This window comes from Actinoplanes rectilineatus (assembly GCF_000962825.1).
Taxonomy (GTDB): Bacteria; Actinomycetota; Actinomycetes; order Mycobacteriales; family Micromonosporaceae; genus Actinoplanes; species Actinoplanes rectilineatus.
This window is the reverse complement of sequence record NZ_JZKF01000073.1, coordinates 12,318-37,465: the sequence shown is the minus strand read 5'-3', so window position 1 is coordinate 37,465 and position 25,148 is coordinate 12,318. Positions and strand designations below refer to the sequence as shown.

The 25,148-nt window shown below is 72.0% G+C and carries 21 protein-coding genes and 1 pseudogene; 6 read left to right on the top strand and 16 right to left on the bottom strand.

Annotated elements, in window-relative coordinates; all coding sequences use genetic code 11:
• Positions 1-104 precede the first annotated feature (104 nt).
• Entirely contained in the window at positions 105-1,259 is a 1,155-nt protein-coding gene (locus WH85_RS35815) for an acyl-CoA dehydrogenase family protein (RefSeq protein ID WP_045746551.1), read from the bottom strand.
• A 179-nt stretch (positions 1,260-1,438) separates the two neighbouring features.
• Here WH85_RS35815 and WH85_RS35810 point away from each other — a divergent pair, with 179 nt between their 5' ends.
• Complete coding sequence (locus tag WH85_RS35810) at positions 1,439-6,430, top strand: SCO7613 C-terminal domain-containing membrane protein (RefSeq protein WP_045746550.1); 4,992 nt, start codon at positions 1,439-1,441, stop codon at positions 6,428-6,430.
• Positions 6,431-6,436: 6 nt separating this feature from the next.
• Here the strand turns inward: WH85_RS35810 and purE are convergent, their stop codons facing one another.
• The 7 genes and pseudogenes from purE to mca form a co-directional block, all read right to left on the bottom strand.
• Complete coding sequence (gene purE / locus WH85_RS35805) at positions 6,437-6,934, bottom strand: 5-(carboxyamino)imidazole ribonucleotide mutase (protein WP_045746549.1); 498 nt, start codon at positions 6,932-6,934, stop codon at positions 6,437-6,439.
• A complete protein-coding gene (locus WH85_RS35800; RefSeq protein WP_045746548.1) occupies positions 6,935-8,077 on the bottom strand; it encodes a 5-(carboxyamino)imidazole ribonucleotide synthase in 1,143 nt (380 codons plus the stop codon).
• 131 nt (positions 8,078-8,208) lie between these two features.
• Entirely contained in the window at positions 8,209-10,212 is a 2,004-nt protein-coding gene (locus tag WH85_RS35795; protein ID WP_045746561.1) for a thioredoxin domain-containing protein, read from the bottom strand.
• A gap of 93 nt (positions 10,213-10,305) precedes the next feature.
• Positions 10,306-10,911 (bottom strand): annotated as a pseudogene (locus WH85_RS35790) (DedA family protein); the annotation flags it as partial.
• 132 nt (positions 10,912-11,043) lie between these two features.
• On the bottom strand, positions 11,044-13,530 hold the full coding sequence (locus tag WH85_RS35785) for a putative bifunctional diguanylate cyclase/phosphodiesterase (protein WP_045746546.1): 2,487 nt from the start codon (positions 13,528-13,530) through the stop codon (positions 11,044-11,046).
• 238 nt (positions 13,531-13,768) lie between these two features.
• Positions 13,769-14,119 (bottom strand): hypothetical protein, encoded by a 351-nt coding sequence (locus tag WH85_RS35780; protein ID WP_045746545.1) that lies wholly within the window; start codon positions 14,117-14,119, stop codon positions 13,769-13,771.
• A 16-nt stretch (positions 14,120-14,135) separates the two neighbouring features.
• Positions 14,136-15,017, bottom strand: a complete 882-nt coding sequence (mca, locus tag WH85_RS35775) for a mycothiol conjugate amidase Mca (RefSeq protein ID WP_045746544.1) — start codon at positions 15,015-15,017, stop codon at positions 14,136-14,138.
• Positions 15,018-15,129: 112 nt separating this feature from the next.
• Between mca and WH85_RS35770 the strand changes: the two genes are divergently transcribed.
• Together WH85_RS35770 and greA are read left to right on the top strand one after the other, a co-directional pair.
• A complete protein-coding gene (locus WH85_RS35770; protein WP_045746560.1) occupies positions 15,130-15,549 on the top strand; it encodes a DUF4307 domain-containing protein in 420 nt (139 codons plus the stop codon).
• Between the two features lie 211 nt (positions 15,550-15,760).
• Positions 15,761-16,255 (top strand): transcription elongation factor GreA, encoded by a 495-nt coding sequence (gene greA / locus WH85_RS35765; RefSeq protein WP_045746543.1) that lies wholly within the window; start codon positions 15,761-15,763, stop codon positions 16,253-16,255.
• A gap of 1 nt (position 16,256) precedes the next feature.
• On the opposite strand, the gene WH85_RS35760 is transcribed toward greA, so the two are convergent.
• Genes WH85_RS35760 through WH85_RS35745 form a run of 4 tightly spaced genes read right to left on the bottom strand, consistent with a single transcriptional unit; the run spans position 16,257 to position 21,386 of the window.
• Positions 16,257-17,498, bottom strand: coding sequence for a M48 family metallopeptidase (locus tag WH85_RS35760; protein ID WP_045746542.1), 1,242 nt, complete (start codon positions 17,496-17,498; stop codon positions 16,257-16,259).
• 56 nt (positions 17,499-17,554) lie between these two features.
• On the bottom strand, positions 17,555-18,802 hold the full coding sequence (gene ilvA / locus WH85_RS35755; RefSeq protein ID WP_045746541.1) for a threonine ammonia-lyase: 1,248 nt from the start codon (positions 18,800-18,802) through the stop codon (positions 17,555-17,557).
• Between the two features lie 49 nt (positions 18,803-18,851).
• Positions 18,852-20,207 (bottom strand): amidase, encoded by a 1,356-nt coding sequence (locus WH85_RS35750; protein ID WP_045746540.1) that lies wholly within the window; start codon positions 20,205-20,207, stop codon positions 18,852-18,854.
• A 27-nt stretch (positions 20,208-20,234) separates the two neighbouring features.
• Entirely contained in the window at positions 20,235-21,386 is a 1,152-nt protein-coding gene (locus tag WH85_RS35745; RefSeq protein ID WP_045746539.1) for a cystathionine gamma-synthase, read from the bottom strand.
• A gap of 24 nt (positions 21,387-21,410) precedes the next feature.
• On the opposite strand from WH85_RS35745, the gene WH85_RS35740 reads away from it, so the two are divergent.
• From WH85_RS35740 to WH85_RS35730, 3 genes are read left to right on the top strand one after another with little or no spacing between them, the layout of a single operon-like run.
• Entirely contained in the window at positions 21,411-21,830 is a 420-nt protein-coding gene (locus tag WH85_RS35740; RefSeq protein WP_045746538.1) for an HIT family protein, read from the top strand.
• A 36-nt stretch (positions 21,831-21,866) separates the two neighbouring features.
• Positions 21,867-22,190 (top strand): hypothetical protein, encoded by a 324-nt coding sequence (locus WH85_RS35735; protein WP_045746537.1) that lies wholly within the window; start codon positions 21,867-21,869, stop codon positions 22,188-22,190.
• 11 nt (positions 22,191-22,201) lie between these two features.
• Positions 22,202-22,855 carry a nucleotidyl transferase AbiEii/AbiGii toxin family protein gene (locus WH85_RS35730; protein ID WP_045746536.1) on the top strand — a complete coding sequence of 218 codons (654 nt, stop codon included), beginning with the start codon at positions 22,202-22,204 and terminating at the stop codon, positions 22,853-22,855.
• 42 nt (positions 22,856-22,897) lie between these two features.
• On the opposite strand, the gene WH85_RS35725 is transcribed toward WH85_RS35730, so the two are convergent.
• The 4 genes from WH85_RS35725 to WH85_RS49300 all read right to left on the bottom strand — a co-directional run bounded on the left by WH85_RS35725 (position 22,898) and on the right by WH85_RS49300 (position 25,134).
• Positions 22,898-23,581 carry a hypothetical protein gene (locus WH85_RS35725; RefSeq protein ID WP_157411430.1) on the bottom strand — a complete coding sequence of 228 codons (684 nt, stop codon included), beginning with the start codon at positions 23,579-23,581 and terminating at the stop codon, positions 22,898-22,900.
• A gap of 148 nt (positions 23,582-23,729) precedes the next feature.
• Positions 23,730-23,945 (bottom strand): winged helix-turn-helix domain-containing protein, encoded by a 216-nt coding sequence (locus WH85_RS35720; RefSeq protein WP_045746534.1) that lies wholly within the window; start codon positions 23,943-23,945, stop codon positions 23,730-23,732.
• Between the two features lie 219 nt (positions 23,946-24,164).
• A complete protein-coding gene (locus tag WH85_RS53370; RefSeq protein ID WP_245674225.1) occupies positions 24,165-24,461 on the bottom strand; it encodes a hypothetical protein in 297 nt (98 codons plus the stop codon).
• On the bottom strand, positions 24,394-25,134 hold the full coding sequence (locus WH85_RS49300; RefSeq protein ID WP_245674224.1) for an NAD-dependent epimerase/dehydratase family protein: 741 nt from the start codon (positions 25,132-25,134) through the stop codon (positions 24,394-24,396). The genes WH85_RS53370 and WH85_RS49300 overlap by 68 nt, the downstream gene beginning before the upstream one ends.
• Positions 25,135-25,148: the final 14 nt, after the last annotated feature.

The window sequence follows — 25,148 nt, the reverse complement described above, 5'->3', positions numbered from 1 at the left end:
ACAAGGTGGTGCGCCGGACGTAGTGGTCGCTGAGCAGGCCGGTAAACGAAACGGGGCCGACTCCGAAGAGTCAACCCCGCTCTGAACTGCAAAAACTTGCTTTCTCAATCTTTCAGGAGCTGCCGCGCCATCACAATCCGCTGAACCTGATTGGTGCCTTCATAGATTTGCGTGATCTTGGCGTCGCGCATCATGCGTTCGACCGGGTAGTCGCGGGTGTAGCCGTAGCCGCCCAGCAACTGCACCGCGTCCGTGGTGATCTCCATGGCCGCGTCGGAGGCGAAGCACTTCGCCGCCGCTCCGAAGTACGTCAGGTCGGCGTCGCCGCGTTCGCTCTTTCCGGCCGCCACGTACGTCAACTGGCGGGCCGCCTCCAGCTTCATGCCCATGTCGGCGAGCATGAACTGGATGCCCTGGAAGTCGGCGACGGGCTTGCCGAACTGTTTGCGCTCCTTCACGTACCCCTTGGCGAAGTCGAGGGCGCCCTGCGCGATGCCGACGGCCTGGGCGGCGATGGTGACCCGGGTGTGGTCGAGGGTCTTCATCGCGGTGGCGAAGCCGGTGCCTTCCGCGCCGATGATGCGGTCGGCGGGGATCCGGACGTTGTCGAAGTAGACCTCGCGGGTCGGGGAACCCTTGATGCCCAGTTTCTTCTCCGGGGCGCCGAAGCTCACTCCCTCGTCGCTCTTCTCCACCACGAAGGCGGAGATGCCGCGGGAGCGGGCCGACGGGTCGGTGACCGCGAAGACCGTGTAGTACTCCGAGACTCCGGCGTTGGTGATCCACCGCTTGACGCCGTTGAGCACCCAGTGGTCGCCGTCGCGGACGGCTCGGGTGGTCATCGAGGCGGCGTCCGAGCCGGCTTCGGGTTCGGACAGGCAGTAGGAGAACATTCCCTCGCCGGCGGCCACCTTCGACAGGTATTTCTGCTTCAGCTCCTCGGAGCCGGCGATCAGCAGCGGCATGGTGCCGAGTTTGTTGACCGCCGGGATCAGTGAGGAGGAGGCGCAGGCGCGGGCCACTTCTTCGATGACGATGGCGGTGGCCAGGGCGTCCGCGCCGGCACCGCCGTATTCCGCGGGGATGTGCGGGGCGTGGAAGTCGGAGGAGCGCAGAGCGTCGTACGAGGCCTTCGGGAAGTCGCTCGTCTCGTCGGCCTCCGCGGCGTGCGGTGCGACCCGCGCGTCACAGACCTCGCGCACGGCGGCGCGGATGGTCTCGTGGTCCTCCGGAAGCTGGTAGACATCGAATGCAGGCATGACCTTAACCTTCCCTCAGCCGGTCCCGCCGCTATGTTACCGGCGCGTAGCGTGCGCTTGGCAACAGAAGAGGACTTGCCGGGTTCGGGCATCTCTCTGCCCGCTTGAGACTGTTCTAATGAGGTGTCGTACCGGCATGCTCTAACTACACAGAGCGGCCGGCTGGCCAAGGAGGTCTCGTGGCGAAGGCTGACGATCCCGACTACGCGGACGAACTGGCTCGGATCGACGCCTCGATCGCGGCGCTGAAGGTCGAGGACATGTCGGCCGCGAACCAGCGCACGCAGATCGCCAGCAAGATCCAGGCGGCGCAGTTCCAGCGGGACATCCTGGCTCACGCGCAGAAGGCGAAGGGTGCGAAGAGCAAGCGCAGCACCCGCCGCCGGCCGCCGGCTCCGGGTGACTTCCCCCCGCCGCCGCCACCGGGCGCCCGCGCGGAGAGCCCCGCCGCCGAAACGGAGCGGCCCGAACGGCCCGAACGGCCCCCCGCCGCGGAGCAGGAACGCCCCCGCCGGCAGCCCCGGGTCATCGTCGACGACGGCGCGACCCTGCTCCGGGAGGAACCGCCGCCCGCGCCGCGCCGCCCGCCGCTGGCCACCATGGAGCATCCGCCGGAGGCCTCCACCCAGTCGGTGCAGAACATCCTGCTGGTGCTCGGTGCGCTGCTGCTCGGCGTCGCCGCGGTCACCTTCGCCGGGGTGGCGGTCGACAACCCGTTCGCCCGGACCCTGATCCTGGCGCTGGCCACCGGCGTCGCGCTGTCCGTCGCGCCCGGCACCGCCCGCCGCGGGCTGACCTCGACCGGTGAGACGATCGCCGCGATCGGCCTGGCCATGCTTCCGGTGACGCTGTTCGCCCTGCACGGCAGTGCGCTCACCGGTGGACCGGACGTGCCGGTCGCGCTCTACCTCGGCATCACGTTTGCGATCACCGCGGTGGCGTCCTTCGTCTACGCCGGGGTCACGCGACTCGCCACCCCGCGGTACGCGACGGTCATCGCCGCACAGCCGGTCGCGCCGCTTCTGGCGTACCCGCTGATTCAGAGCCCGGCAGGGTGGGGCCTGGCCCTGACCGTGGTGGCCGTGCTGGATCTTCTGCTTCTGACCACGGTGATCCGGGCCGGCCGTCTGGTGCCGAGCTGGCCGCTGGGACGCCCGACCCCCGCCGACCGGGCCGCGCAGGTGAACCCGGAGATCCGGCCGGAGTCGCACCCGGAGGAACCGGATCTGATCATCTCCGGGATGCGCCCGCGGCGCAGTCGCTGGCTGCCCACCCGGATCTTCCCCGGTCCGCGTCCGGCCGGAGCCGCGCCGGCCGGTTCGGTGCCGCTCGCCCCGCCGGCCACCCCACCCTCGGCGAACTGGCTGCGGGAACTGACCTTCGCCCTGCTCTGCCTGGCCTGCACGGGCGCGCTGCTCTACTCCTCGGTGGCGCTGCTGCAGGCGCAGGTGCTGGGGGACGCGTTGCGTTCCGGCCTGATACTGGTCGCCGCCGCGCTGACCGGAGTCGCCGCCGCCCGGCTGCTGCGCCACCCGCTCGCGGTGAACGTGACCGGTGCGGTCCTCACCCTCGCCGTGATCGGTGCGACCGCCCGGATCATCGACGTGCTCGCGCAGCACTGGACGCTGATCTTCGCCGCGGTCGCCGTCGCGGCCGCCGGTGCGGTGGTGCGGAACCTGCCCGAGGAGATCCGGCGCGGTCCGCAGCTCGCGTCGGCCGCCGCCCTCGCCCTGATCGGCCTGATCGTCGGGGTGGACGCGCTGCGGGCGGCCATCGCCCCGGTCGCCGCGGCCCGGCCGATCTGGAATGCGGACACCACCGCGTACGCGCTGCAGCTCGCCGAGGCCGTCGGCCCGTCCGGCCAGCTGCTCGCGCTCAGCGCCCTGGTCCTGACCGTCGCGGCCGCACTGGCGCTGCCGGCCGGCATCCGGCACGAAGGCGCGGTCGCCGGGGTGGCCATGACCGCCCTGGCGGTGCCCGCCTCGCTGGGTCTGCCCTGGTCGGAGGCGCCGTGGCCGCTGGTGCTCGCGGCCATCGGGCTGGGTGCGGCCGGCCTGTGGGCGAACACCCGGCGGATCGCGATCACGCATGTCGTCGCGGCCGGGGTGGTCGGCCTGTTCGGGGCGGGCGCGGCGCTGAGCGCCTCCTGGCTGACCGCCGCGGTGCTGACCGCCATCGCCGGCGCCGGGGTGATGGTCGCGATCGCCGCCCGGCAGATCGTGGTCCGGATCTTCGCCTGGATGGTCGGCGAGTGGGCGGCCGGCGCCGCCGCGCTGGCCATTCCGGGTGCCGCGGTCACCGCCGCCCTCGCGATCTCCGACGCCGGCGGCGGGCCGCCGCCCACCGCCGCGGCCACCGTCCCCGCGCTGGCCGCCGGTTTCCTCGCGGTGGCCGGCACCCTCAGCTACGCGGCCGTCTTCCAGGTGGCCCGCCGGGAGATCAGCCTGCCGGTGACGGCCGGCACCGGGCTGGGCGCGCTGGCCATGGCCGCCGCGGCACTGTTCGCACCCGGGGCCACCGCACCCGACCTGTGGGTCGGCGCGCTGCTGCTCTGCGCGGCCGGGCTGCTATTCCTGGCCAAGTCGATCGACGCGCGGGGGCGTACCGACCGGGCGCTGGACGGCCCGGACATCGCCGCGGCGGCCGCCACCGTCGCCATCTGCGGCGCCCTGGCCCGGGTCGCCGCGCTGGCGTTCCCGAGCGCGCCGCTCGCCGTCGCCGGCGTCGTCGTGCTGCTGGTCGGTGTCGGTGTCGGCCTGCTCGCCGACGACTGGCGGCGCGGCCCGTCCCGCGGCCTGGCCATCGCCGCCACCGTGATCGGCCTGTTCGCCGGCGCCCAGGCGCTCGACTACGCCCTGCGGATCCTCTCCGCACCCGGTCCGCTGTGGTACGCGGACCTCAGCGGGTACGTCACCACCCCGCCGCCGGGCGCGTGGCAGGCCCCGTTCGCGCTGGCCATGATCGCGGTCACCGCCGCCGTCGCGATGCCCCGCACCTACGGGCCGTACGTCTCCGGCCTGGCCGCCGCACTGGCCGCCATCAGTGCCCCGTTCGCCTTCGGCATGCCCTGGTGGTCGCCGCTGCTGGTCGGCACCGCCGTCGCCGTCGGTTACGTGCTCGCCGCCGTCGCCACCCCGGTCCCGGCCGCGGCCCGGGCCCGCGCCGCGGTCGCCGCCGTGGTGCTGGTGCACAGCGCCGCCACCGGACTGGCCCGCCCGTGGTCGACCGCGATCGCGCTCGGCGCGGTGGTGCTGGTCGGCGCGCTGGCCGCGGTCACCGCGCGGATCCCGCTGCGCCGAGCCGGCTTCGAGGCGGAGGACGTGCTTCCCCCGCACCGGGCGCAGATCGGCGGGGCGGCCACCGCGGCGATCCTGCTCGCGCTGCCCGGGGCGCTCGCCGCGACCGCCGCCGACCTGGGGCACGGCGCGCAGGTGGTGCTGACCGCCGGTCTCGCCGCGTCCAGTCTGGGCCTGGCCGTTCTCGCCGCGCTCGGCAGGCGCGTCCCGCAATACCTTCCCTGGGCCACCATCGGCCTGGTCCTGGGCGCCACCGTCACCGCGCTCGCGTCGATCCCGTCGGACTTCCCCACCGCCCTGTACGCGGCCGCCGCCGCCCTGCTCGGCGTCCTCGCCGAGATGCTGCGCGGTGCCACCCCGGCCCCGGCCGCGCCGGTCGACCCGGACGAGGTGCCCGGCCGCGGCCGGTACACCCGGATGCGCCGTGGTGCGCTGCGCTCCAGTGGCCTGGCCGGCAGCCGGCTCAGCGAACGCTGGCTCTCCGACCCGGCCACCGGAGCGGTGATCCTGGCCCTGCTGCCCACCATCGTGGCGTTGTTCTCGCTGGCGCCGGCCCTGCGCGCCGCCCTGATCGACCCGCTCGGGCAGATCCGGGCGATCTGGGAGGGGCCGATCCCGGCCCTGGCGAACCCCGCCGCGGGCACCGTCGACGGGACCAGCGCGCTCGCCGCGGTCCTGCTCACCGGGGCCGCCGCGCTGGCCGCGATCGGGTTCGGCGGCCGGGTGTCCGAGGCGGTCCCGGTGATCCTTCCCGGCGTCGCGCTCACCCTGCTGATCACGCCGATCGCGCTGCACGCCGGTTTCCCGGCGGCCACCGGTGCCGCCCTGGTCGTCTTCACCATCGCGATGCTCGGCCTGGCGCTCACCCCGCCGCCGATCGAGACCCGGGCGCCGCTGCTGCGCGGCACCCGGTCGGTGGTCTTCGCGGTCGGCCTGCTCGCCGGGGGCGCCGGTCTCGCCGGCAGCCTCGCCACGGAACCGCTGACCCTGCTCACCGTCGGCTCCGCCGTGGGCGTCGGGCTGGTGGCCGCGCTCGCCGGGCGTACCCAGGGCGCACGCCTTCTGGGCTGGGTCTTCGCCGCCTTGATGGGCCAGATGTTCGTGTTGACGGTGGCGATCTCCGCCGGTCTGCCGCGGCACTGGGCGGCGTTCGGGGTGCTGGCCGTCGGCACGGTGCTGCTGTCACTGTCGACGCTGATGCCGCGGCTGGGTATGCCGCAGTACCGGGTCGAGGCCACCACGGTGGAGTGGTGCGGCTACGCGTCCGCGCTGATCGCGGGCGCGCTCGCCTTCGACTCCCCGGCGCACCTCGCCGCGCTGCTGGCCGCGTGGGGTGCCGTGCTGGGGCTGGCCGCGTCCCGCCCGGACCGGACACCCGGCCAGCGGCGGACCCTGTTCTGGACGGCGGTCGGCTTCGAGATCGTCGGCTGGTGGCTGTTCATCGCGCTCGCCGACGTGGGGCTGCCGGAGGCGTACACCCTGCCGTTCGCCGGTCTGGCGCTGGCGGTCGGTGTGGTGGAGGCGCATCACCGGCCCGACCTGAGCAGCTGGGCGGCTTACGGCCCCGCGCTGCTCGCCGCTTTCGTGCCGACGATCGGGATCGTCCTGGCCGGCAACGGTGGCGACCTGCGCGGGGTGCTGCTCCTGCTGGGCGCGGTGGCCACGTTGCTGGTCGGCACGCGTACCCGGCAGCAGGCCCCGGTGGTGGTCGGCGCCGCCGCGACGGTGATCGCCGCGTTCCGGTTCGCGTTCACGCTGGGCGGGCCGTGGCTGGCGCTGGTGCCGGTCGGCGTGATCCTGCTGTTCCTGGGCGCCACCAACGAGAGCCGCCGGCGCGCCCAGGAGCTGCGTGAGGTGGTCTTCCGGATGCGCTAGAAGAGATCAGCCGAGAAGGCGGTCGCGGAGGGCGGCGTCCTTCTCCTCGACCATCTTCTCCAGGCCGACCTGGAAGTCCGCCATCCGCCGGCGGATCACCGGGTCGGCAGCGCCGAGGATCCGGACCGCCAGCAGGCCCGCGTTGCGCGCGCCGCCGATCGACACCGTCGCCACCGGGATGCCGGCCGGCATCTGCACGATGGACAGCAGGGAGTCCATGCCGTCGAGGTGTTTCAGCGGGACCGGCACGCCGACCACCGGCAGCGGGGTCAGCGACGCCACCATGCCGGGCAGGTGGGCCGCGCCGCCCGCACCCGCGATGATCACCTTGATGCCGCGGCCGGCCGCGGCCTCGGCGTAGTCGACCATCTTGCGGACCGTGCGGTGGGCGGAGACGACGCCGACCTCGAAGGGCACGTCGAACTCGGCGAGGGCGATCGCGGCGGCCTCCATGGTGGGCCAGTCGGAGTCGCTGCCCATGATGATGCCGACCTGCGGAGACATCTACACACCTTCCTGGAGCCACTTGGCGGCCCGGGCGGCCCGTGCCCGCACCGTGGCCAGATCGTCGCCGAGCACGGTCACGTGGCCGATCTTGCGACCGGGGCGGACCTGCTTGCCGTAGAGGTGCACCCGCGCGTCCGGCACCTCGGCGAAGAGGTGGTGCAGGCGCTCGTCGACGCTGATGCCGCCGGGCTCGCCGCCGAGCACGTTGGCCATCACGACCACCGGCGCGGTCAGAGCGGTCGAGCCCATCGGGTAGTCCAGGACGGCCCGCAGGTGCTGCTCGAACTGGGAGGTCCGGGCACCCTCGATGGTCCAGTGACCGGAGTTGTGCGGGCGCATGGCCAGCTCGTTGACCACGATGCCCTCGTCGGTCTCGAACAGTTCCACGGCGAGCAGGCCGACCACGCCGAGCTCGGTGGCCAGGTCGATGGCGAGTTGCTGCGCCTCGAGCGCACGCTGCTCGCTCAGGCCGGGCGCCGGGGCGAGCACCTCGACGCAGATGCCGTCGCGCTGCACGGTCTCCACCACCGGGTAGGCCGCGACCTGCCCGAACGGGGAACGCGCCACCAGGGCGGCCAGCTCACGCTTGAGCGGGACCTTGTCCTCGACGATCAGCGGCACACCGGTCGAGACCAGGTCGTCGGCGGCCTCGCGGGAGCCGACGATCCAGACGCCGCGACCGTCGTAGCCGCCGCGGGTCGCCTTGGCCACCACCGGCCACGACCCGGCCGCGAAGGCCTCGATGTCGTCGGCGGTGCCGACCCGGGCCCAGCGCGGGACCGGGGCGCCGAGAGCCGCCAGGCGTTCCCGCATCATGCCCTTGTCCTGGGCGAAGACCAGGGCCTTCGACCCCGGGAAGATCTTGACGCCCTCGTCCTCGAGCGCCTCGATGTGCTCGGTCGGCACATGCTCGTGGTCGAAGGTGACGGCGTCGCAGCCCTTGGCGAACTCACGCAGCGCGGCCAGATCGGTGTGCGTGCCGATCGGCACGTCCGACGCGACAAGCGCGGCACTGTCGTCGGGTCGCTCACTGAGCACACGCAGTGACTGGCCGAGGGAAATGGCGGCCTGGTGGGTCATCCGGGCCAGTTGCCCGCCCCCCACCATGCCGACTACAGGCAGACCGGTTCGGGTATCCATCGCCCGAACAGCCTACTCTCCGCGGGATTCGACCCCGGCGGCCGAGCCACGCTCCGCGACCCAAGATCATTCTGCGGGGGTACGAGCCACCACTCCCCAGAAGCAGCCGACCCGTCCCCGCCCTCCGGGCGCTACCGCCGGTGTGCCGGGGCGACGTGTCCGCGCAGATCATCTTCCGTGGTGACGGGTCGTTCGCAGACGAACCCACGACACACGTAGGCAGTCGCGGCTCCCCCGATCAGGGGACGGTTCGCGAGCAGCGGCACGCCGTCCGCGCCCGGCGCGCCCGCGACGATCACCGTGCCGGCCGGGGCGTACCGGAACGCGGCCGCCACCAGCGGATCCGCCGGGTCGTCCGTCGCGACCGCGATCTCCAGCGGCCCACTCAGCGCCGCCTCGGCGACCGCCGCGGAGTAGCCCGCGAACCGCGGATGCCCGCCGATCAGCGGCCCCAGGGTGGCCAGGGTCGCGTCGGCCGCCTCCCGGTAGGCCGTCTCCCCGGTCAGCGCCGCGTAGCCCACCAGCGCCGCACCGATCGACGACGCCCCCGACGGGGTGGCGTTGTCGGTCGGGTCGGCCGGGCGGGTCAGCAGCTTCTCCGCGTCGTCGGCGGTGTCGTAGAAGCCGCCCTCGCCGGTGCCGAAGTGCGCCAGCGCCACATCCAGCAGCTGCTTCGCGAGCCCGAGCCAGCGCGGATCACCGGTGATCTGGTGCACGGCGAGGAACCCCTCGGCCACGCACCCGTGGTCGTCGAGCACCCCGGCCGGTTCCCCCACCACACCGTCCCGGGACACCCGGCGCAGCCGGCCGTCCACCAGATGCCGGTCGGCGAGCACCCCGGCCAGCGCCACGGCGGCGTCCCGGGAGGCCGCGGTGCCGGTCAGCACCCCGTGTTCGGCGAGGGCGGTGACGGCCAGGCCGTTCCAGGAGGCGACCACCTTGTCGTCGCGGGCCGGCTGCGGGCGGGCGGACCGGGCGGCCAGCAGCCGGGACCGGACGTCCTGCCAGCGGGCGATCAGCGCCGGGTCGGCGGCGTCGATGTCGCGGGCCAGCACCAGGACACTCCTGCCGTCCTCGAACGTGCCCTTCGCGGTGACCCGGAACAGGTCGGCCGCCCACGCGCCGTCCTCGTCGCCGAGGTGCTCCACCAGTTCGGCGGGCGTCCACGCGTAGGTCAGCCCCTCCACCCCGTCGGTGTCCGCGTCCAGTGCCGACGCCAGCCCACCCTCCGCGGTGCCGAGGTCGCGCAGCAGGAACGCGGCCGTCTCGCCGGCGACCCGCCGGGCCAGGTCGTCCCCGGTCAGCCGCCACAGCTGGGTGTAGACACGCAGCAGCAGAGCATTGTCGTAGAGCATCTTCTCGAAATGCGGCACGGTCCAGGTGTTGTCCACCGCGTACCGGGCGAACCCGCCGGCCAGCTGGTCGTAGATGCCGCCCCGGGCCATCTGCTCGGCCGCGTGCCGGACCGTCTCCAGCGCCTCCGGAGACCCGGTGCGCTCGTGGTGCCGGAGCAGGAACAGCAGACTCATGTGCGGCGGGAACTTCGGGGCGCCGCCGAATCCCCCGTACATCGGATCCTGGTCCTTGAAGAGGCCCTGCGCCGCGGCCGTGAGCAGTTCCGCCGAGATCGGCGCGGTCGGCCCGCCGACCAGCTGGGCGCCGCCGACCGCCTGGACCACCGCCGCGCCCTGCTGGACGACCGCCTCCCGCTGGTCACGCCAGGCGGTCGAGACCGAGCCGAGCAGGGCGGTGAACCGCTCCCGGGAGTAGTACGTCCCGCAGAAGAACGGCTCCCCGTCCGGCGTGGCGAAGACCGTCATCGGCCAGCCGCCCTGCCCGGTCATCGCCTGCGTCGCGGTCATGTAGACGGCGTCCACGTCCGGCCGTTCCTCACGATCCACCTTGATCGCCACGAACCCGTCGTTCATCAGCCCGGCGACCGTCGCGTCCTCGAACGACTCGTGCGCCATCACATGACACCAGTGGCAGGCGGCGTAGCCCACCGAGATGATCACCGGCACGTCCCGCCGCCGGGCCTCCTCGAACGCCTCGGGCGACCACTGCCACCAGTCCACCGGGTTGTCCCGGTGCTGCTGCAGATAGGGCGAGGTGGCATCGGCAAGACGGTTGGCCATACCGCCCACTCTGACACAACGCCCGGGAGACGGCCCGGATCAGCGCCGGCGGTCCTCGATCACCGGCAGGAGCACGGTGGCGTCCGGGTCGGCGGCCGGGCGGGACCGGCCACACACCCGCTGATAGACGAAGAGACCGATAGCGATCACCACGCCGACGATCACGACCTTCTGGAAGACGCCGGCATAATCCTCGACGACGTGCCAGTTCGCTCCCAGCTGGTAGCCGGCGGTCACGAAGAGGGTGTTCCAGATCAGGCTGCCCGCGGTGGTGAGCAGCAGGAACAGTCCGAAACTCATCCGCTCGACGCCGGCCGGGAACGAGATGAAGCTGCGGAACAGCGGCACCATCCGGCCGAAGAAGACCGCCTTGGCGCCGTGCTTGGCGAACCACGCCTCACAACGATCGAAGTCGGTCACCTGCACCAGGGGCAGGCGGGCGATCAGCGCGCGGGCACGGTCGCGGCCGAGGAGGGCTCCCGCCCAGTACACGATGATCGCGCCGACGACCGAGCCCAGTGTGGTCCAGAACAGCGCCTCGGGCAGGCTGAACACGCCCCGGCTGGCGGCGAACCCGGCCAGGGGGAGCACCAGCTCGCTGGGGATCGGCGGGAACAGGTTGTCGAGGCCGATGATCAGGGCGGCGCCGACACCGCCGAGGCTGTCCATCAGGCCGACGGCCCAACCGGTGAGATCCAGCGGTCCACTCCTCCCGTGACGGCCCCGGGGAAGCGCACCGGCGGCCGAACCGCCCTGCGCGGTGTCCGGACCACTGTTCCCGGGCTACCTGAACCGGGACCGGCTCCGGCCTGGACATCTCCTGTGAATAGGTCAGGAGGCGTCGTCGGCGCGCAGGCGGGTCACCGGGGCCGGTGCCGCTTCGGCCAGCTGGGAGAGCGCCTGCACGATCTTGTCGGCGGGCATCGGCTTGCAGAAGTGGTAGCCCTGGGCGGTCGGGCAGCCGAGCGCGATCAGCGCGGCCCGTTGCTCGACCGTCTCGATGCCTTCGGCCACCACGCGTACGCCGAGGCGGGCGCCCAGCTCGACCGCGCCGCGGACCACCGCGCCGGCCGCCGCCGAGTCGATCATCTCGTCGACGAAGGAGCGGTCGATTTTGATCTCGTCGAACGGCATCCGGGTGACCGAGGAGAGCGACGAGAAGCCGGTGCCGAAGTCGTCCAGGGAGATCTGCACGTCCAGGGCGCGCAGGCGGGCCAGCACCTCGTCGACGATCTCCTGTTCGCTGACCGCCACCGACTCGGTGATCTCCAGGACCAGCCGGGACGCCGGGGTCCGGTGCCGGCGCAGCGCCTCGGCCACCTGCACCGGGAAGGTCGGGTCGGTGAGGCTGCGGGCCGAGACGTTGACCGAGACCGGGACGTCGATGCCGCTGGCCGCCCAGTCCGCGGCCGAGGAGAGTGCCAGGTCGAGCACGCGGCGGGTGAACGGGATGAGCAGTTCGCTGCGTTCCACGGCCGGCAGGAAGTCGCCCGGGGACAGCTGGCCGCGCCGCGGGTGCCGCCAGCGGACCAGCGCCTCCACCCCGGTCGGCGCGGCGGTCACCAGGTCCACCGCGGGCTGCAGGTGCAGCACGATCTGGTCGTCGGCGGCGAACGCGTCCTGCAGCTCGGCGAGCAGGGCCAGCTGGTCGGTGCTGCTCGCGTCCTGGCCGCTGTCGTACGTCCCGACGGTGAGGCCCAGCTCTTTGGCCTTGCCGACGGCCAGCGACGCCCGGCGCAGCAGTTCGCCCGCCTCGACCTGGCCGGCCCGGGCCACCACCACGCCCACGGTGACCTCGACGGCCAGGCGCACCCCGGCCACCTCCATCGGCAGACGCAACTGTTCGACCAGTTCGCGGGCCCGGCGCAGGGCGGCCGGCAGTTGACCGGCGCTGCTCTGCGGGCGGCCCGCGTCGGCGACGGCGGTGATGGTCGGCAGCAGCAGCGCGAACTCGTCGTCGCCGGTGCGGGCGAGCAGTTCGCCGACGCGGCTCAGGTCGGTGAGCCGCCGGCCGACCAGCCGGAGCACCTCGTCGCCGCCGCGGTGCCCGAGGGTGCTGTTGACCTCGCGGAAGTCGACCACGTCGAGCAGCAGCACGGCGACCTGCCGGTCACGTTCGAGGGAGTCCAGCAGCGGGTCGCCCTCGGTGCCGAACGCGCCCCGGTTGAGCAGCCCGGTGAGCGGGTCACGGATCCGGTACCACGCCGCGCGGGTGTCCAGTTCCTCGATGCGCTGGTGGGCCGCCGCGTCGTGCAGCGCTCCGGCGAGTGCCTCGCCGTACGCCGTGATCGCCGCCTCGTCCTGCGGGACCGGCAGGTTGGGTTCGCCGAGCCACACGGTCAGCTCACCGACCGGCCGGCCGGCGACCGCCATGCTGCGCGTGATCGCCGGTCCGGAGCGGGCGGCGAGGGTGTCCTCCAGGCCGGGGCCGTCCTGGGCGTACCGGCGGTGGCCGCCCTCGAGCCGCACCTCCAGTTCGGCGCGGCGGGCGCCGAAGACGTCCAGGGCGCCGCGGAGTCCGGCGTGTGCCACCTCGGCCTCGCTGGTGCCGGGCAGCCGGGCGGTGGCCGTGGCGAACGCCTCCCACATCCGGCGTTCCTCGGCGGCGCGCAGGTGGAAGCGGTAGGTGCGGTGCAGCAGCCACAGGGCCGGGCCGAACGCGAGGAGCCAGAGCGGCTGCCGGGAGAGCGCGAAGACGGCGCAGAGGCCGACCAGCACGTTGCCGACCGACATCGGCAGTTTCGCGTAGAGCACCCGGGCGGCGATCTGTGCCGGTTCGGCGTCGCGGTGCAGCACCAGGGTGAGCACCACCAGGCCGAACGTGATGAGCAGGTAGACCGCGGCGCCGGCCACCAGGGCGAGCGGCAGGCGGGCGCTCTGGATCGGGGCGTCGCCGGCGAGCAGGGTGGTGACCAGGGCGGCGCCGGCGGCGCCGAGGGTCATCGAGGCGACCAGGTGGACGATCTCGGCGACGTTGCGGATGCCGGTGAACCAGGCGAGCAGCAGCCAGGCGACGCCGGCGCCGACCAGGGTGGCGCCGGGGAGCCAGCCGGGCGGGGCGACCACGAAGCCGACCACCACGGCGGCCTCCGCCCAGCTCACCGAGACCGCGTCCGGGCCGAGCCGGAACCGCAGGCCGGCCAGTTGAGCGATGGCGGCGAGGACGACGGCCACCGAGATGCCGTCGAGCGTGGCGAGGGGGCGCACGGCCGAGTGTTCGATCGGCTGCAGGGCGCCGAGCACCACGGTCGTCAGCGCGGCGAGGACCACGGCGGCGGTCAGGAGACGGACCGGCGCGGCACGCACGGGTGCGGTCACGACAGGGCCCCGGCAGCAGGGCGCACGGGAGGATGCACGTGCATCCTCGTCACGGAGAGTCGGCGCCGGACAGTGTGCATGTCGGCGCCCCCTTCCGCGCAGGGTCCAGGAACCGAGCGGCCCCCGGGCGGAAGGCTAAATCAATCGCGATGAACGCAACAGGGCTTGACGGACCCCGGACGGGATGCTTCGCGCCCGCGGGCCGGAACCGGTCGATGCCCGGCCGGTTCCGCATCGCTCAGGCGCGGTCTGCGGCGTCGCCCGCGGCAGCGTCCTTCTTCTGCTGGGGCACCGCTGCGACCTCGGCATCCTCGGCGGACGCGCCCGCCGGGGATCGATTCGCCTCGACGTCGGCGCCCGCGGGGAGGCCGGCGGTGGCGGGATCGGCGTCGCGACGCGCGATCTCCGCCACACGGTCCTGCTCAGCCTGAGTCGGGAAACTGTCGGGAAGCCGACGCAAGCGCTTGTTCATGTTGCGGATCAACAGCACGGTCCCGATGCACATCAGGAGGATGACGAAGAGTCCCATCGGACCGGCCAGGCCGCCCGACCGGGTGTCACCGAAGTTGTTGACCGCGAAGATGTCCACGCGCCCAGGGTACTGCTCAGGCGGCGCCGACCCGTTCCCGGATGCCCGCGAACAGGTCGGACTCCGGGACCGGGCTGTCGACGAGGGAACGCGCCAGCTCGAAGTCCTCGGTGGGCCACACCTTCTGCTGCATCTCCAGCGGGATGTGGAACCAGAAGCCGTCCGGGTCGACCTGGGTCGCGTGCGCCCGCAGCGCGTCGTCGCGGATCCCGAAGTACTCCCCGCACTCCACCCGCGTGGTGATCTTGTCGCCGCGGTCCTGGCGGTCCGACCACTTCTCCAGCCACTCCGCGTACGGCGACTCGAGGCCGGCGGCCAGCATGCCCTCGTGCAGCGCGAGCATCCGCGCCCGGGTCCAGCCGGAGTTGTAGTACAGCTTCAGCGGCTGCCACGGCTCCCCCAGCTCCGGGTAGAGCTCCGGGTCGCCGGCCGCGTCGAACGCCACCACCGAGATCTTGTGGCACATGATGTGGTCCGGGTGCGGGTATCCGCCGTTCTCGTCATAGGTGGTCATGACGTGCGGCCGGAACTCGCGGATCAGCTTGATCAGCGGCTTGGCCGCCTCCTGCGGGTCCTGCAGGCCGAAACACCCCTCGGGCAGCGGCGGCAGCGGGTCGCCCTCGGGCAGGCCGGAGTCGACGAACCCGAGCCAGGCCTGGTCCACGCCGAGGATCTCGCGGGCCTTGTCCATCTCGGCACGGCGGATGTTGGTGATGTCGGCCAGCACCTCGGGCCGGTCCATCTTGGGGTTGAGCACGCTGCCGCGCTCACCACCCGTGCAGGTGGCGACGAGCACGCTCGTCCCCTCGGCGATGTATTTCGCCATCGTGGCGGCACCCTTGCTCGACTCGTCGTCGGGGTGCGCGTGCACGGTCATGAGGCGCAACTGCTCGGCCACGTTAACTACCCTCTCGACCAGGCCTGCCGTCGGCGGGCCGGGATCGGCTGCGAAGATGGACTCTGCCATTCTGGCCGATCCCACCGACAACAAACGCACGAGAGGTCGCAAGGTGAGCGAGACGCACGCCACAACCGCGGTCTTCCCGCCCGGACGATACGGCCGGCGCCGCGACGGCAGGCCGCGCCGATGGCTGCCGATCACCGCTGCGGTCCTGTTCGGTGCGGGCCTGATCGGCATCACCATGCAGTACTACGACAAGTTCGGTCAGACCGACTACACCGCCGACATCATCGGGTGGAACGAGCCGTCCGACACCGAATTGGTGATCCAGTTCCGGGTCCAGGTGCCCGAGGGCGGCACCGCCACCTGCATGCTGCGCGCCCGCGACTACGACGGGTTCGAGGTGGGTCGCCGGTCGGTGCGGATTCCGGCGCCGGCGGGCGGTGGAAGCGTCGAGGTGAGTGAATCCATCCCCACCAAGGAGCGCGGCTCGGTCGGTGACGTGATGGGCTGCCGCGCCACTGCCTGACACGGCCGCTCCGACCTGCGAAAACGCCAAACGGCCGGTTTCGCGTTCCGGATGGGGCAGGATCTGGCGATCCCGGCGGCATGCATACCGCTGGTAAGCTTGGTGATTCGCTGCGTTGAGCATGCCGGATTCCGGCAAGGCCAAGACACTGCTAGGCCACCACTCAGCTAGCAGGCCAAGACACTGCCCAGTTCCAGCAAGGAGATCGACCGTGCCCAGTTCCGAGGCGCCGAAGACCTGGCTCTCCCAGGACGCTCACGACCGGCTGCAGGCCGAGCTCGACGAGTTGATCGCGAACCGGCCGGCGATAGCTGCGGAGATCAACGCCCGGCGCGAGGAGGGTGACCTCCGCGAGAACGGCGGCTACCACGCCGCCCGCGAGGAGCAGAGCCGCCAGGAGGGCCGGATCCTCTACTTGAAGGAGTTCCTGCGCAACTCCGAGGTCGGCGAGGCCCAGGTCGCCGACTCGGTCACCCCGGGCTCCGTGGTCACGATCTACTTCGACGACGACCAGAGCGACACCGAGACGTTCCTCCTCGGTTCGCGGGAGATCTCGTCGACGACCGATCTCACCGTCTACAGCCCCGAGTCGGCGCTGGGCCAGGCGATCCTCGGCGCACGCCCCGGCCAGACGGTCACCTACACCGCCCCGAGCGGCTCCGACATCAAGGTCACCGTCGTGAAGTTCGGCGCCTTCGAGGGCTGACTCACGGGCTGACGGCCAGCTCGCGGCGCGCCTTCTCGTAGATCGCCGTGAGTTCCCCGTCGATGCGGGCCGAGTCCGGCCCGCTCAGTTCCACCCCGGCCGGCTGTGCGGGTCGCGTCTCGATGAGAGCGGCCCGCAACCCGGTCGGCGGGTGCGATGCGAAGAACGACGCCTCGACCCGGCGGCTGAGCTGCCGCATCGCCGGCACACGCGGCACCAGGTTGGCCCGGGCGATGTCCGACGCCGCCCGCCACTCCGGTGCGCCGTGCTGCGCCCGGGCCTCCCGCCGGATCACCGTGTCGATCGCGTCCATGATCAGGAAGTGGTCGTTGAGGCGTACGGCCGCCGCGCTTCCGCCGGCCCGCACCCCGAGTTCGTCGGCGAGGTATTCGGCCCGCTGCGAGTCACGCTGACTGGTGGCGACCAGCACCAGGTGCACGCCCATCACCAGCCGGGACGACATCCAGCAGATCAGCTCCACGATCTGCTCGAGGAGGGTGACGCCGCGCTCCGGGCTCAGCAGGTACGCCACGCGCCCCAGGGTGGTGGTGGCCGCCTGGGTGAGCAGACCCCGCCGGACGTCGCCGTTCACGAAGTGCCCCAGCTCGTGGCCGAGCAACGCGACCCGTTCCTGCGGGTCGAGCACCGCCCAGAGCGGTGCGCCCAGACAGAGCACCCGGCGCCGCCGCAGACCGACCGTCGTCGTGTACGCGTTCTGCTCCGCCCCCACCAGCACCACGTCCGGCATCGGAACCCCGACCACGGCACTGACCCGCTCGATCACGGTGAACAGTTCCGGCGCGCCGTCCCGGTCGACCTCCCAGGCGTCCGCGGTCAGCGCGGAGAGCCGCCCCAGCCGCGGGCGCAGTACGACCGCGGTCACCAGCAGCAGCGCGCCGATCAGGTTGACCGGGCTGAAGAAGTCGTACAGGAGCAGCCACAGGCCGGCACCGGCCATGGCCAGGACACCGGCGAGCAGCAGCACCGACACGCCGACCGTGACGATCCGGGCCGCGGACACCGGCGAGGCGGACGCCGGGCGCCCGGCCATCGCGGTGAACTGCCGGGCGGTCAGCCGGTACGCCGCCCGGTAGAGCAGACGGTCGGTCCACACCCAGCCCAGGTGCCGCCCGTGGTCACCGAACCGGTCCAGGCCTTCTTCGCACGACGGGCACCAGGGTTCGGCGGACCGCTCGCTGACGGTCGCGGTCGAACAACGTGGACAAAGATCATCTTCAGGCACGGCGGATGATCATCCTGGATGTCCGGCCGGGCCGGCAACCCGGTTCCGGGACGGGATCAGGGCGTCGCGTCGGCCAGCAGGGCCACCCGGTAACCGGCGTCGCGCAACGCACTGATCAGCGCGGACGAGTGGGCCGGACCGCGGGTCTCCACCGAGAGCGCCACCTCCACCTCGCCGAAACTGAGCCGCGGGCTCTGCCGCGAGTGCGACACGTCGACGATGTTCGCCCGCTGCGTGGCGATCTCCCCCAGCAGCCGGGCCAGCTGCCCCGGCCGGTCCGTGCAGCGGACCGCGAGCCGCAGGAACCGCCCGGCCGAGGCCAGACCGTGTTCGATCACCCGCAGCAGCAGCATCGGGTCGATGTTGCCGCCGGACAGGATCGCCACCGCCGGTCCGCCCTCCGGCGGGGCGTAGGCGCCGGTCATCAGCGCGGCCACCGCGGCCGCACCGGCCGGCTCGACCACCATCTTGTGCCGTTCGAGCAGGATCAGCAGCGCCGCCGACAGGTCCTCGTCGGAGACCGTGACCACCTCGTCGACCAGTTTCGCCACGTGCGCGAACGTGAGGTCGCCGGGGCGCATCACCGCGATGCCGTCCGCGATCGTGGCGCAGGAGGCCAGCTTGCGGGGCGCGCCGGCAGCCAGCGAAGGCGGGTACGCGGCAGCACCGCTCGCCTGCACCCCGACGATCCGGATGTCCGGCCGCAACGCCTTCGCCGCCACCGCCAACCCGGAGATCAGCCCGCCGCCGCCGACCGCGGTCACGATCGTGGTCGCCTCCGGGCACTGCTCCAGGATCTCCAGCGCGACCGTGCCCTGCCCGGCGATCACGTCCGGGTGGTCGAACGGGTGGATCAGGATCGCGCCGGTCTCCCGGGCGAACTCGTGCGCCGCCTCGAGAGCGTCGTCCACGCTGGTGCCGGCGTATTCGACCGCGGCCCCGTACCCCTTGGTGGCGGAAACCTTGGGCAGCGGCGCGCCCTCCGGCATGAACACCGTCGCCCGGGTGCCGAGCAGGCCCGCCGCGAGCGCCACACCCTGGGCGTGGTTGCCGGCGCTGGCGGCGACCACCCCACGTTCGCGTTCCTGGTCGGACAGCCGGGAGATGCGGGTGTACGCCCCCCGCACCTTGTACGAGCCGGCCCGCTGCTGGTTCTCACACTTGAGCCAGACCGGCACACCGGTGATCTCGGTCAGCGGCCGGGACGTGATCAGCGGGGTGGTCTTGGCGACCCCGTCGAGCAGGGAACGGGCGGATTCGACGTCTGCGAGGGTGAGCAGGTCGAGCGGTGTAGCGGGGGTCATGGACACCTATCGTGCCACCCGTTCGGGTGACCGGCTCACATGCCGATGATCACACCAGGGCGTGCCGCTGCCACGGGTTGAGGACCTCGAGCTGACCGGCCACCGAGAGCAGCAGCAACTCCGAGTCGGGCGGGCCGATCATCTGGATCGCGAGCGGCAGACCGTCGGGCCGGAACCCGACCGGCACCACGATCGCGGGCAGGCCCGCGTAGTTCCACGGCGCGGCGTACGGCGCGTAGGCGGCGTTCACCAGCATGTTGCGCCGCCACGGCTGACCGGAGAACCGCTCGGCCGGCGGCGGGGTGCTGGCCAGCGCCGGGGTGAGCAGCAGGTCGATCGACCGGTCGGCGAAGAACCGGATGGACCGCTCCCGCCACGCCTCCCGCTGCTTCTGCCGGACCAGGCCGGCCTTCATCGCGGCCCGGCCCAGCGTGATGTGCCGCCGGGTCCGCGGCTGCAGCCGCCGCACGTCCAAGCCCTCCGAGTTGACGTAGGCCCCGGCGAACCAGGTGGCAAGCACGCCCAGGGCCACCCCGGCGGGGTACGTCGGGTCGGCGGTCACCGTGTCGTGCCCGGCGTCGACGAGCAGCCGGGCGGCCGCGGCGACCGCCGAGGTGTTCGGCTCGTCCGGCTTGACACCGGCGGCCGGCGAGCGCAGCGACACCCCCACCCGCAGCCGGGCCGGTTCGGTCAGCTTCACCGGCTCGCGGCCGGCCAGCACGCTGAACCCGAGCGCGGCGTCGGCCACCGTGGTGGTCAGCACGCCGTTCTCCACCAGGCCGAACCAGTCCTTGTCGCCGAAGTCCACCGGCACCACGCCGCGGCCCGGCTTGAGACCGACCACGCCGCAGCAGGCAGCCGGGATCCGGATCGAGCCGAGACCGTCGTTGCCCTGCGCGATCGGCACCAGCCCCGCGGCGACCGCGGCGGCCGAACCACCGGACGAGCCGCCCGGCGTGCGATCGAGGTCCCATGGGTTGCGGGCCGGGCCGGTGTCGTCGTCGGTGAGCGCCCAGAGGCCCATCTCCGGCATCCGGGTCACACCGACCACCACGGCGCCGGCTCCGCGCAGCCTGCGGACCACTTCGTGGTCCTCCTCCGCGACCTCCGGGGTACGCGCGGCGGCCGAACCGTGCCACGTCTGCAGTCCGGCGACGGCCGTGTTCTCCTTCACCGCCACCGGCACCCCGGCCAGCGGCAGATTGGCCAGATCCTCCTGGTCGTCGACCTTCTCCGCCTCGGTGATCGCCTCCCCGCCCCGGACCACCCGGAACGCGCCCAGGGCCGGATCGGAGATGGCGATCTGTTCGAGGTGATCGGCCACGACCTGGGTGGCGCTCGCATCACCGCGGCGCACCGCACGGGCGATCTGCTTGGCGGTGGCTCCCACCCAGGTCGTCGTCATCGCGCAGATTCTCCAGCGTCGGTCGGGTTATCCGAGCGCCTGCTCCAGATCAGCGAGCAGATCGTCAACGGTTTCGATGCCGACAGACAGTCGCACGAGATCGGCGGGAACTTCAAGCGCCGAGCCCGCAGCCGACAGATGTGTCATCTGTCCCGGGTGCTCGATCAGCGACTCCACACCACCGAGCGACTCGGCGAGAACGAACAGCTTCGCCCGGTTGCAGACCGCGATGGCCTGCTCCTGGCCGCCGGCCGCGCGGAACGACACCATGCCGCCGAACCGGCTCATCTGCTTGGCCGCGACCTCGTGACCGCGGTGGCTCTCCAGGCCCGGGTAGAGGACCTCGGCGACCGCCGGGTGCTCACTCAGGAAGGCGACGATGCGCTCGGCGTTGTCACAGTGCCGCTCCATGCGTACGCCCAGAGTCTTCACGCCCCGCAGCGTGAGCCACGCGTCGAACGGCCCGTTCACCCCGCCCATCGCGTTCTGGTGGAAGGCCAGTTCGTCGCCGAGCCCGGTGTCCGCGGTGATCAGCGCGCCACCCACCACGTCCGAGTGACCACCGATGTACTTCGTCGTCGAGTGGATCACCACGTCGGCGCCGAACGCGATCGGCTGCTGCAGGTACGGCGAGGCGAACGTGTTGTCCACGGCCAGCAGCGCGTCGTACTCGTGGGCCAGCTCGGCCAGCGCCGCGATGTCGGCGATGTTCAGCAGCGGGTTGGTGGGCGTCTCGGCCCAGATCAGCCGGGTGTGCCCGGGACGGAACGCGGCCCGCACGGCGTCCAGGTCGTCCAGCGGGGCGGCCGTCCAGTCCAGGCCCCACCGCTCCGCGACCTTGGAGAAGAGACGGAAGGTGCCGCCGTACGCGTCGTTCGGGATGACCACGTGATCGCCGGGGCGGCAGACCGTACGCAGAAGGGTGTCCTCGGCCGACAGGCCGGACGCGAAGGCCAGCCCACGCCGGCCGCCCTCGATCGCGGCCAGGCACTCCTGGAGCGCGTCGCGGGTGGGGTTGCCGGACCGGCTGTACTCGTAGCCCAGGCGAGGGGCGCCGACGGCGTCCTGGGCATAGGTGCTCGTCTGGTAGATGGGCGGCACCACCGCGCCGGTCCGCGGATCCGGCTCCTGGCCGGCGTGGATGGCGAGGGTGTCGAACCCGTAAGCATTAGCCGTCATGGTTGGCAAGGCTAGTCTCACGGGATGGCCGACTGTGTGTTCTGCGGCATCGTGGCGGGATCGATCCCGGCTTTCCTGGTGGCATCCACCCCCGCCGGTGTGGCGTTCCTCGACACGAGGCCGGTCTTCAAGGGTCATGTGCTGGTGGTGCCACGTCCGCACATCGTCGAACTCACCGAGTTACCAGTCGCCGATTTGCCAGGATATTTCGGTTTTGTCCAGCAAATTGCCGCCGCCGTGCCGGTGGCGCTGGGCTGCACCGGCACCTTCGTCGCGATGAACAACATCGTCTCCCAGTCGGTGCCGCACCTGCACACCCACGTGGTCCCGCGCACCAAGGGCGACGGCCTGCGAGGCTTCTTCTGGCCCCGCACGAAGTACGCCTCCGACGAGGAGGCCACCACCTTCGCCGAGACCATCACCAAGGCCCTCGGCGAGGAATAGACCGTGCAACGATGGAGTCTGAGGAAGGGGACCGTCATGCGCCGATACGCCAAACCCGTCGTCGTCGCCGACGACCTCACGCTGCTGAACGGACCGACCACCGGTGTGGTCACCCTGCCACGGCACCTGGACTGGTCGGGGTCGGCCGACTACGACCTGGAGGCGGCCGGCCGCATCGTCGATCTGTATCGCACCGTCCTGATCGAGGCCACCAAGCCGGACGATCTGCACACGTTCCTCAACCGGACGGTCCTCACTCGGCTGTGGCCCGCCCTGTGGCTGCCGCCAGCCATCCGCAAGGCGTGGGAAGACCGATTCCCGACTCTCCAACGGCCCGATTCCGAGACGGCCGCCGCGTAACCTTCACGGGCGTGGATCCACGGCATCGAGAGCTGGCTGAGATCGCCCTACGGGCTGCGGGAACCGGCTACGGCCTGGCGCTCGCCGACGGCTATGCCGTTCGGGAACACGGCATGGGCGACCGGCCGAGCGGCGACGTCGACCTGTTCACCGACTGGCAGCGCCGAGCAGACTTCCCCGCCGTCGCGGATCTCGTCATCCAGGCCCTGGCCGACAACGGCTTCCAGGTGGAGATCGACGCCCGAGCTGAAACCTTCGCTCGGCTCCTGGTGACCCGGGCCGACGAACATGACACGGAACCCCAGAAGGTCGAGCTGGCCGCCGACTGGCGCGCCCATCCGCCGGTCATCATGAGCATCGGGCCGGTCCTGCATCCGGACGACGCGGTCGGCAACAAGATGGCAGCGCTGTACGGCCGTGCGGTCGCTCGCGACTTCCTCGACATCGACGCCGTACTCACCAGCGGACGCTACTCCGCCGAGAATCTCATCCGCCTGGCGGAGAGCGCTGATCCCGGCTTCGACCGTGCGACCTTCGCGGACGTGCTGGGAGCAATCGGCCAGATCAGCGATGCCGCCTTCGCGGCGTACGGCACCGGCCCGACCGCCGTCCAGCACATGCGCCGGCGGTTCGCCCAGTGGCAGAGTGAGCTGCGCCAGCAATAAGCACAGTCGGCTGTTCAGCCGATGATCCCGTCCGTCCTCGTCTCAGTCGGGGCGGTCCCGGTCGCCGGAGACGAGCGGAACCGGGTCCTCCGGGATGACCGGCAGCGGGTCCTGGACGAGCTCCGCACGCTGGAGCAGCCGCAGCCAGGCGTCGCTGAGTTCGCCCTTGTGCCGGCCCTTGCCGATGCGCTGCTCCAGGAGACCGGGGCCGAGCACGAGGGACACCAGCTCCGGATAACGCGGGCCGAACACCCACTCGGTGAAGAAGGTGACCGCGTCCGGCGCGATCGGGTGGTACACGTCGGCGACGGCCTCCCACTCGATGTTGCGCTGGAACCACGCCCAGTCGTCGACGTAGTAGACGTCGCCCTCGACCGGGTCGAGGGCGATCTGCTCACCGCCGCACACCCCGAGACGCCCCTCGACGGTGGACCGCCACGACCACATCTCCCAGCCGAGAACGATCGGCATGGGCCGCAACGTGTCGAGGTCGGGCAGGTCCCGCCACGCCTCGGCCGACCGCAACTCGTCCGGACAGTCGAACCGGAACAGCGGCCCCTCCACCCACTCGAACAGCCGGAACACCGCCACAGCTGCCGTCGGCGCCTCCGCGGGCGCCGCCGGCAACGCGACCGGTGACCCGATCTCCACCGGCAGCTCCGACTCCGCCGCGACGGCCCGGCACCGCTCGACCCTGCTCCGCAACTCCTCCAGCATTCCGCCCATTATCGTCACCGTCGATCGTTCGACGGCATCGAACCGGCCTCCCACACAGGCTTCCCGGGAAAACGATGACCCTCGCCGCATCCGCTGGTTGCGGCATCGGCCCGACCGCCATCCAGCAAAGGCGCCAGCGATAAGCGCGGCCGGCTGTTCAGCCGCGGACGAAGACGCCTACGCCCGGAAGCGTTTCGATGATCTCCTTGACCCGCAGGATCTGCATCGCGCGGTCGATGACCGGCTCCGTGACCTCGTAGTGGGCGATCAGCTCGCGGCGACTCGGCAGCTTGGCTCCGGGCGGGAACTCACCGGCGGTGATCCGCTTCTGCAGGTCGTCGGCGATCTCTTCATATCGGTAACGCGGCGGCACGGCATCCCCTCGGTTGACACTTCCGAGTAGACCACCTACGACTAGCCATTGACTACCCAACGGTACCTGTGGGAGCTTGGTGTCAGGGCGGCCTCGGTTGACACTTGGGAAGCCCTCGACAGCGTGGCCGGACGCATGCTGGTCCCGCCCGTGGTCAAGGTGATGGCCCGGAGCAACCTTGATGCTCCGGGCCATCACCTACAGATCCTGCACTAGCGGTCAGGCCTTCAGCGGAGTGGGGACGGTGAGTTCGCCGTGGTCGACGAGCCAGCGGACGGACTCCAGGATCGCCTGCTCCGGGGTGTGCCGGGGTGCGTACCCGAGCAGCGCCTGCGCCTTCGCCACGCTGAAGTAATGGCTGCGGGACAGATGTTCCCAACTCGCCTCGGCCGCCTCGGGATCCGTCGCGGCGCGGAACTGCTCCCACGCCACCGACCGCAGGTCCGCCTCACGGCCGAACCAGCCGGCCGCGGTGTGCGCGTAGCCGCGGACGTTCAACGCCGACGCCGCCGTCACGGTGAAGTCCTCGCCGGCCGCCGCTTCGGGGCGCTCGACGGCGGCCTCGAAGGCGGGCCACGTCGTCGGCGTGGACGTGATGCAGGAACTCGGCGCCCAGACCCGGAATCTCCAGAGGCTCGCCCGCTGACAGCTTGCGCCACACTTCGGGGTCGAGGTTGCCGAGCGGGCCGATCGGATGCCAGCCGGGGCCGACGATGTGGCCGGGGTGCAGCGTCGTGGTGGGCATCCCACCCGACCGGGTCTCGTCCTTCAGCAGGCGGGCGATGGCGTCCTTGGCGATGCCGTATCCACCCACCGGCGGCTCGGCGTTCTCCTCGGTGGTCGGCAGGCGGTGGCTGGGCCCGGCCCGCCAGATCGAACCGCAGTGCAGCAGGTGTCCGGTCGCGCCGCGCAGCCGCTCCACGAGGGCGGCCGCCGACTCCGGGGTGAAACAGATCAGGTCGACGACCGCGTCCGGTCGCAGCGCGGCCACCCGGTCGCCGAACACGCCGTCCCGGTCCTCGGCGGCCCGGTCCGCGGTCTCCTGCCGAACCTGCCGCCACGCCGGGTCGTCGCCGTAACCGGCATGCCGCCCGCGACTGATGCTGATCACCTCGTGGCCGGCCCGGACCAGACGCGGAACGAGGAAGGTGCCGATATGCCCACTACCGCCGATCACCACGATGCGCATGCCGCCACGCTAAC

Bases quoted from the DNA above. Each gene is read 5' to 3' on its own strand.
- WH85_RS35800 (WP_045746548.1), bottom strand. From the start codon at position 8,077: ATGGATACCCGAACCGGTCTGCCTGTAGTCGGCATGGTGGGGGGCGGG.
- WH85_RS35735 (WP_045746537.1), top strand. From the start codon at position 21,867: ATGCGCCGATACGCCAAACCCGTCGTCGTCGCCGACGACCTCACGCTG.
- WH85_RS49300 (WP_245674224.1), bottom strand. From the start codon at position 25,134: ATGCGCATCGTGGTGATCGGCGGTAGTGGGCATATCGGCACCTTCCTC.
- WH85_RS35740 (WP_045746538.1), top strand. From the start codon at position 21,411: ATGGCCGACTGTGTGTTCTGCGGCATCGTGGCGGGATCGATCCCGGCT.
- WH85_RS35745 (WP_045746539.1), bottom strand. From the start codon at position 21,386: ATGACGGCTAATGCTTACGGGTTCGACACCCTCGCCATCCACGCCGGC.
- WH85_RS35750 (WP_045746540.1), bottom strand. From the start codon at position 20,207: ATGACGACGACCTGGGTGGGAGCCACCGCCAAGCAGATCGCCCGTGCG.
- ilvA (WP_045746541.1), bottom strand. From the start codon at position 18,802: ATGACCCCCGCTACACCGCTCGACCTGCTCACCCTCGCAGACGTCGAA.
- WH85_RS35725 (WP_157411430.1), bottom strand. From the start codon at position 23,581: ATGGGCGGAATGCTGGAGGAGTTGCGGAGCAGGGTCGAGCGGTGCCGG.
- WH85_RS35815 (WP_045746551.1), bottom strand. From the start codon at position 1,259: ATGCCTGCATTCGATGTCTACCAGCTTCCGGAGGACCACGAGACCATC.
- purE (WP_045746549.1), bottom strand. From the start codon at position 6,934: ATGTCTCCGCAGGTCGGCATCATCATGGGCAGCGACTCCGACTGGCCC.
- WH85_RS35795 (WP_045746561.1), bottom strand. From the start codon at position 10,212: ATGGCCAACCGTCTTGCCGATGCCACCTCGCCCTATCTGCAGCAGCAC.